Source organism: Sinomonas sp., assembly GCF_036848755.1.
In the GTDB taxonomy this organism is placed as follows: domain Bacteria; phylum Actinomycetota; class Actinomycetes; order Actinomycetales; family Micrococcaceae; genus Sinomonas.
The window spans coordinates 1-7,437 of the sequence record NZ_DAIUJO010000146.1 but is presented as its reverse complement, the minus strand read 5'-3'; the positions used below and the strand labels follow the sequence as shown (position 1 = coordinate 7,437).

Here is a 7,437-nt window from a genome sequence, read left to right as displayed (position 1 = left end):
ATCAGACACGGGCCGCGACCTGTCGGAGCACCTCCGCCGGGCGGTTGGTCGTGATCTCCTGGACGCCCAGGGACAGGCAGTGCTCGACGTCGTCGGGCTCGTCGACGGTCCAGACGCGGAAGCGCCGGCCGTCCGAGAGCCAATCGCGGACGCGGTTCGGGTGGCTCCGGACGTAGCCGATGCCGGGTCCAGCGATACCGGCCCGGGCGGTGTCGAGAATCGCTTCGGCCTCAGCCTGCGCAGCCTTGAGAACGTTCGCGACCGCGCCGCCCGTGAGGCGCCCCAGAGCCAAGTCGGTGCGGACGTCCTCGACCTGGACGTCGTCGACCAGCATGCACACGTGCTCGGCCGGGACGCGCTCGAGGAGGTATCGGATGGCGTCGGCGTCGAAGCTCATGAAGCTCACGCGGACGTTGCCGAGGCGGGACGACTGCGGCTCCCACCCCCGAGCCTCAAGGACGGCGAGCACGGTGTCCTCGAGCCGAAGCTGGTAGGGGCTCGGATGCTTGAGCTCGATCGCGAGTCCGATTTCGCGCCCGGCAGCGGAGAGGATGTCGAGAAGCTCAGGCAGGGTGAGGAGCTGCTGGCTGACCGCCCCGAACTCGACGGGGATCCGGGCGCCCTTCCAGGAGGAGAAATCGAGTTCGCGGAGCTCGTCGAGGGTCCTGTCGGCTACGGCGCCAGTACCGTTCGACGTGCGGTCGAGGTTGGGGTCATGGAGAAGGACGACGTGCTGGTCCCTCGTCAGGTGAACGTCGCATTCGACGCCGTCGGCGCCCTCCTCGAGGGCCTGGAGGTACGCGGCGCGCGTGTGTTCGGCGAAGGCTGCGCTCGCCCCGCGGTGGGCGTACACGAGAGGGCGCTGGGAAGTCATGGCTCTACGCTATCGGACCTGCTCGCTTGCGATTCGCCGAGTAGGGTTGGGCTATGGTGACGCTCCATCGTGCCCAGGGCCCGGAGACGGGGCGGACGGCTGAGCTCAGCCCCGCAGACGTCGAGCGCGCGGCGGCCCTGCGCAGCATGAAGGCGCTCGCCCTGAGCCTCCTGATCGCCATGGCCGTCGTGTTCGCCGTCGCATTCGCGCTCCAGCGCCAGTTCCCGTGGCTCGAGTATGTCCGCTCAGCGGCCGAGGGCGGCATGGTCGGCGCGCTGGCCGACTGGTTCGCCGTCACGGCGCTGTTCCGCCACCCGATGGGACTCAAGATCCCCCACACCGCGATCATCCCGCGGCGCAAGGATCAGATCGGGTCGGCCCTGAGCGGCTTCGTGGAAGACAACTTCCTCTCAGCCGACGTCGTCCGCGCCAAGCTCGACTCCGTCGACCTCGCGCGCAAGGCCGGCTCCTGGCTGGCGACCCCCGCGGGGGCGGAGCGGATCGCCAAGGAGGGCGCCGCGGTGATCCGCGGGGCGTTCACGGTCCTCAACGACGACGACGTCCAAGCGGTCATCGAGGCCCTGGTCCGCAAGCATCTGCTCGCCCCGCCGTGGGGCCCCCCGATCGGTCGCCTCGCCGAGCGGGTGTTCGACGCCGGCCACCACCATCGGCTCGTCGACCTCCTCGTGGACCGGGCCGCCGATTGGGTCGCTGCGAACTACGGCACGGTCACGCACGTCGTCAGCGACCGTTCCCCCTCGTGGGTGCCTCATTTCGCGAACGAACTCGTGGGCGACAAGGTCTACATCGAGCTCTCCAAGTTCGTGGCCGCGGTGCAGAGCGATCCGAATCATCAAGTTCGGGAGTCCATCGACAAGTACCTCAAGGACCTCGCACGGGACCTGCAGTACGACCCGGTGATGATCGCCCGCGCCGAGAACATCAAGGGCCAGATTCTGGGAGATCCAGAAGTGCGCGACGTCGCGCGCCGCACGTGGACCACCATCAAGCACGCGCTCCTCGACGCTGTCAACGACCCCCAGAGCGAGCTCTACCACCGGTTCACCACGGGGGTTCGGGACTTCGGTGCCCGGCTCGTCTCGGACGATGAGCTCGCGGGCAAGGTGAACGCGTGGATCGGTGACGCAGCAGGGTACGCGGTCGCGACCTACCGTTCGGACATTGCGGGGGTCATCGAGGACACTATCGCGCGGTGGGACGCCGAGGAGACCTCGCAGAAGATCGAGCTGCAGGTCGGGAGGGACCTCCAGTACATCCGGCTCAACGGCACGATCGTGGGCGCACTTGCAGGGCTCGTGATCTACACGATCGCCCACGCGGTCTTCGGAGGCTAGCTGTACAGCTGGCCGGCGAGCTCGCCCGGGAGCACTTCGGGCGCCGCACCGAAAGCGGCGCGCGTCGAGCGGATCACGGCCCGCCCCATTGCCCGGTTCCCGAAGCCGCCGACGACGGCCCCGACGCCGAAGGGGAGCGCACGGCCGATCATCGCTCCGGTCTGGCGTCGAAGGAGCCACTTGACGAAGCGTTCCCGCACCTGACGTTGGATGAGCCGTGCGGTGGGCCCTGGGATGGAGCGGTTGATCGCAGCGCCCCAGGCCGCATTGGGCGCGCCCGAGCCGCCCAGGGCATGACCGGTGAGCTCGCTCAGGAGCGCGGTCCCCTCCTCGCCCAGCATGATCGCCATGACCGTGGTCCGCGCGCGGTCCGGATCCTCGAGGTGCACGCCGTGGAGCTCGGCGATGGACGCGGCGTAGAACGCAGTGGCCTCGAGGAAGCCGAGGGTCGCCACCGCGGAGAGGCCCAGGGACGTGACGGTGCCGACCCCGGGAACCGCTGCAGTCCCGCCGATCGCCGCGCCGCCCCCGACGACGGCGCGGAGGTAGTCCCGCTCAAGGCGCCGGCTCAGCTCGGCCGCGCTCAGGTGGGGGTATCGACGCTTGAGCCGCTGCAGGTTCGCCAGGACGAGCGGACGCTGGACGTCGACAGCACCCAGAAGAAAGCGCTGAAGGCCCGGACGAGCATTGCCCTTGCGATCGAACAGCGCGCCGCGGGCCGTCGTCCGGGCGACACGCAATGCAGAATTCTTCCTCGCCATCCACCCAGCCTAATCGCGCCTCCCGCGGCATGAGAGAGGCCAAGAGCGAACGGGAACGCGCGTTTGGGAGCGTGCGGAGCGGGTAGTTGAAGTACTGCATCGAGTGCAAGCTGCACCCGCCAACCAGAGGAGTGAATCATGCGAATTGGTTCATCGATCGTTCTCATCGCGCTGGGTGCCATCCTGGCGTTCGCGCTGGCCCCAGGGCTGATCCCGTACGTCAACCAAGTCGTGATCGGGTACATCCTCATGGTCGTCGGCATCCTTGGCCTCATCGTGTCGCTGATCATGGCTTCGTCGACCCGACGCACCGTCGTGCACCGGCATGCAGGCGTCGACGACGTGGACGTGTAAGCGAACCAGAGAGCCCCTCAAGGCGTGGAGCCCGGCCGAGTGCCGGGCTCCTCGTTCGTTTAAAGAGCCTCCTCTTCCCCTGCTTCTGTGTTTATGTTGGAACCCGTTGACAAAGCCACACAAACACAGATAGAGTCAATCAAACCAAAGTTGTTGTGATTTGCACCACATTGGAGTGGGATGGTGCACGAGGACAAGGACGTTCGGATGCAGATGTTCGCCGAGGAACGGCAGCGGATGGTGGCTGCACGTGTCGCCGAAGCCGGCCGCGTGAGCGTCACCGAGCTCGCCGAGCGCTTCGCCGTCACGACGGAGACCGTCCGCCGCGACCTCGCGTCGCTCGAGCAGGCGGGCGTCCTGCGCCGCGTCCATGGCGGCGCCGTTCCGGCCGACAGCGTTTCCACCACCGAGACGACCCTCTCCGAGCGCCTCGTGCAGCATCTCGCCCAGAAGCAGCTCATCGCCCAGGCTGCGGCCGAGCTCGTCGCGAGCAGCCGCCCCGGGAGCATCCTGCTTGACGCAGGGAGCTCGACCGAGGCGCTCGTCGACGTCCTCCTCGCCCAGGCGAACGGTCGCCGGAACAACAGCGACGAGCAGGTGGTCATCACCAACGCCCTTCCTCTGGCGGACAAGCTCGCAGGAAGCTCTGCGCATGCCGTCCACCTCCTCGGCGGCCGCATCCGCGGGCTGACCCGCGCAGCGGTCGGGCAGGAGACGGTCGACGCCGTCGAGCGCCTCCGCCCGGATCTCGCCTTCATCGGGACGAACGGAGTGCACGAAGCCTTCGGCCTCAGCACGCCCGACAGCGAGGAGGCCGCGGTCAAGGAGGCCTTCGTGCGGGCGGCGCGCCGCGTCGTCGTCCTCGCCGACGCGAGCAAGCTCGGCGTCGAAACCCTCGTCCAGTTCGCCCGGCTGGACCAACTCGACGCCCTCGTCACGGACGCCGATCCGTCGCCGGAACTCGCGGCGGCACTCGAGAAGGCTGGCGTTGAAGTAGTGAAGGCAGGCAACTCATGATCGTGACCCTGACCGCCAACCCGAGCTTGGACCGGACGGTCGAGCTGGGCGGCCCCCTCCTGCGCGGCGAGGTGCAGCGCGCCGTCGCCGTCCGGCAGGAATCCGGCGGCAAAGGCGTCAACGTGTCGCGGGCGCTCGTGGCCTCGGGCCTCGAGACGCTCGCCGTGCTGCCCGGCGACCCCGGCGACCCGCTCCTGGCTGGCCTCGAGACGACGAACGTGCCGTTCGCGGCTCTCCCGATCGACCAGTCGCTCCGCTCCAACGTCACCCTCACGGAACCAGACGGCGTGACCACGAAGGTCAACGAGCCCGGGCCCGAACTCAGCGCGGACCAGCAGGAGCAGCTCCTGAAGCTCCTCGTGGAGCAGTCGAGCGGAGCCTCCTGGGTCGTGCTCGCGGGTTCCCTCCCGCCCGGCGTCCCGGCGACTTTCTACACGTCGGCCGCCGAGCGCCTGCGCGCAGAATTCGGCCCGGACGCCCCGAAGATCGCCGTCGACTCCTCCGGGGCTCCGCTCGCCGCCTCGCTGGGCGGGCGGCCGGACCTCCTCAAGCCCAACGCGGACGAGCTCGCCGAACTCGCCGCGCTCGTCGGCCTCCCCGACCCCGGTACCCCGGGAGAGCTCGAGGCCTCCCCCGAGCGAGCGGCTACCGCCGCACGCTCCCTCGTCGACGCCGGAGTGGGCGCGGTGCTTGCCACGCTCGGCGCGAAAGGCGCCGTCCTTGTGACGGCCGACGGCGCGTGGCTCGCCACGCACGCCCCCATCCGAGCCGTCAGCACCGTCGGTGCTGGCGACTCCTCCCTGGCCGGGTACCTCCTGGCCGACATCAGCGGAGCGGACGCCGAAGGCCGCCTCCGTCAGGCAGTCGCGCATGGCGCGGCCGCCGCCTCCCTGCCGGGATCGACCGTCCCGGCAGTCAACCAGACCGATCCCTCTGCCGTGACCGTCACGGCTCTCACGAAGGACTGACCATGACCGAACTCATCAGCCCGGAGCTGGTCCTGCTGGACGTCGCCCTCGGCGACGCTCCGGCTGACGTGATCCGGAAGCTCGCCCAGACCGTCGCCGACGACGGCCGCGCGACGGCCGCCGATGGCCTCTTCGCGGACGCCTACGCCCGCGAGCAGAAGACGTCCACCGGTGTCCCCGGCGGAATCGCCATCCCCCACTGCCGGTCCGAGGCCGTCACGGTCCCCTCGCTCGCCATGGCTCGCCTTTCACGGCCGGTCGACTTCGGCGCCAAGGATGGCCCGGCGGATATCGTCTTCTTCATCGCGGCCCCCTCCGGCGCCGATCAGGAGCACCTCAAGCTCCTCGCCAAGCTTGCCCGGAGCCTCATCAAGAAGGACTTCACGGCAGCTCTGCGCGAGGCCCGGACCCGGGACGACGTCGTGGCCCTCGTCAACGAGGCGCTCGGCCTCGGCGCCTCGGGCGCTCCCGCAGCAGCCGAGGCCGCGCCTGCCGCCGCCCCTGCCCACAAGCGGCACAAACTCGTCGTGGCCGTGACTGCGTGCCCCACGGGCATCGCCCACACCTACATGGCCGCCGACTCGCTCGTGGCAGCGGGCAAGGAGAACGGCATCGACGTCGTCGTCGAGACTCAGGGCTCGGCCGGGGCGACGCCTATTCCGCAGACCGTCATCGACAACGCGGACGCCGTCGTGTTCGCCGTAGAGGTGGATGTCCGGGGCAAGGACCGCTTCGCGGGCCTGCCCTATGTCCAGTCGCCTGTGAAGCGGGCCATCGACGAACCGCTCGTCATGCTCAACGAGGCACTCGCCGTCGCCGAGGACCCGAACGGCCGCCGGCTGGCTGCGACGGGCAGCTCTGGCGAGGGGATCGAGTCCGAGGGTCACGAGTCCACGGGCGCCAAGCTCAAGCGCGCCCTCCTTACCGGCGTGAGCTACATGATCCCGTTCGTCGCGGCCGGCGGCCTGCTTATCGCGCTCGGCTTCCTCCTCGGCGGCTACGACATCACGAAGTTTGCGGACACGATCGTGGTCAAGAACAACGTGTTCGACCTGCCCACGCAATTCGGCTCGCAGGCCTGGGGCCCGCTCGGGGCATACCTCGGAGCGGTCCTGTTCAAGATCGGCAGCCTCTCGCTCGGCTTCCTCGTCCCGGCCCTCGCGGGATACATCGGATATGCCCTCGCTGATCGTCCCGGCATCGCACCCGGCTTCACCGCCGGCGCGGTCGCAGGCTTCATGGGTGCCGGCTTCCTCGGCGGCATCGTCGGCGGTCTGCTCGCCGGCTACACGGCACACTGGCTCGGGTCGCTCTCGGCGCCCAAGTGGCTCCGCGGCCTTATGCCAGTTGCCATCATCCCGCTCATCGCGTCCATCATCGCCTCCGGGCTCATGTTCGTGGTGCTCGGCGGCCCGATTGCCTTCGTCACGAGCGCGCTCAACAACTGGCTCTCAGGCATGTCCGGCGCGGCTGCGGTCGTACTCGGTATCATCCTCGGCCTCATGATGTGCTTCGACCTCGGCGGCCCGGTCAACAAGGTCGCGTACTCGTTCGCCGTCGCCGGCCTCGGCGCCGCAAGCGCCACGAACCAGGCGCCGTACCACATCATGGCCGCCGTCATGGCTGCTGGCATGGTCCCGCCCCTCGCGATGGCCCTCGCGACCGTCCTCTCGCCGAAGACGTTCAACGCGGCCGAGCACGAGAACGGCAAGGCTGCTTGGCTTCTCGGCGCCTCCTTCATCTCCGAAGGCGCCATCCCGTTCGCGGCCGCCGACCCATTCCGGATCATCCCGGCCTCGATGCTCGGCGGCGCAGTGACGGGCGCACTGAGCATGGCGTTCGGCGCGGGCTCGAAGGCTCCGCACGGCGGCATCTTCGTCTTCTTCGCGATCGACAACTTCGCCATGTGGGTCATCTCGATCGCCGTCGGCGTCGTCGTGACGGCTCTGGCGACAGTGGGCCTCAAGCGCTACGTTGGCAAGAAGGCCCCCGCGGCCGTCGAAGCTCAGCCTGTCGCCGCCTGACGAGCGGAGAAAGTTCGAGGTCGAAGATGCAGCAGTTTCACGGTGTGGGTGTGGCTCCGGGGCGGGTGCTGGGGCCGGTGCGGC

Annotated in this window: 7 protein-coding genes; 5 read left to right on the top strand and 2 right to left on the bottom strand. The window is 69.1% G+C overall.

Annotation, left to right across the window (positions count from 1 at the left end; all coding sequences use genetic code 11):
* Position 1: 1 nt before the first annotated feature.
* Positions 2 to 874, bottom strand: coding sequence for a glycerophosphodiester phosphodiesterase (locus tag V7053_RS16855; protein WP_334173428.1), 873 nt, complete (start codon positions 872 to 874; stop codon positions 2 to 4).
* A gap of 53 nt (positions 875 to 927) precedes the next feature.
* Between V7053_RS16855 and V7053_RS16850 the strand changes: the two genes are divergently transcribed.
* Positions 928 to 2,229 (top strand): DUF445 domain-containing protein, encoded by a 1,302-nt coding sequence (locus V7053_RS16850; RefSeq protein ID WP_334173427.1) that lies wholly within the window; start codon positions 928 to 930, stop codon positions 2,227 to 2,229.
* Here V7053_RS16850 and V7053_RS16845 read toward each other — a convergent pair.
* The gene (locus V7053_RS16845; RefSeq protein ID WP_334173426.1) at positions 2,226 to 2,990 is read right to left on the bottom strand and encodes a hypothetical protein; all 765 of its coding nucleotides are present in this window, start codon (positions 2,988 to 2,990) and stop codon (positions 2,226 to 2,228) included. The genes V7053_RS16850 and V7053_RS16845 overlap by 4 nt on opposite strands.
* 138 nt (positions 2,991 to 3,128) lie before the next feature.
* On the opposite strand from V7053_RS16845, the gene V7053_RS16840 reads away from it, so the two are divergent.
* From V7053_RS16840 to V7053_RS16825, 4 genes are all read left to right on the top strand, one after another.
* Complete coding sequence (locus V7053_RS16840) at positions 3,129 to 3,344, top strand: DUF6458 family protein (RefSeq protein ID WP_334173425.1); 216 nt, start codon at positions 3,129 to 3,131, stop codon at positions 3,342 to 3,344.
* A 213-nt stretch (positions 3,345 to 3,557) separates the two neighbouring features.
* Positions 3,558 to 4,361 carry a DeoR/GlpR family DNA-binding transcription regulator gene (locus tag V7053_RS16835; RefSeq protein WP_334173429.1) on the top strand — a complete coding sequence of 268 codons (804 nt, stop codon included), beginning with the start codon at positions 3,558 to 3,560 and terminating at the stop codon, positions 4,359 to 4,361.
* The gene (locus V7053_RS16830; protein ID WP_334173424.1) at positions 4,358 to 5,329 is read left to right on the top strand and encodes a 1-phosphofructokinase family hexose kinase; all 972 of its coding nucleotides are present in this window, start codon (positions 4,358 to 4,360) and stop codon (positions 5,327 to 5,329) included. Before V7053_RS16835 ends, V7053_RS16830 begins: the two co-directional genes overlap by 4 nt.
* A 2-nt stretch (positions 5,330 to 5,331) precedes the next feature.
* A complete protein-coding gene (locus V7053_RS16825) occupies positions 5,332 to 7,353 on the top strand; it encodes a PTS fructose transporter subunit IIABC (protein ID WP_334173423.1) in 2,022 nt (673 codons plus the stop codon).
* Positions 7,354 to 7,437 lie beyond the last annotated feature (84 nt).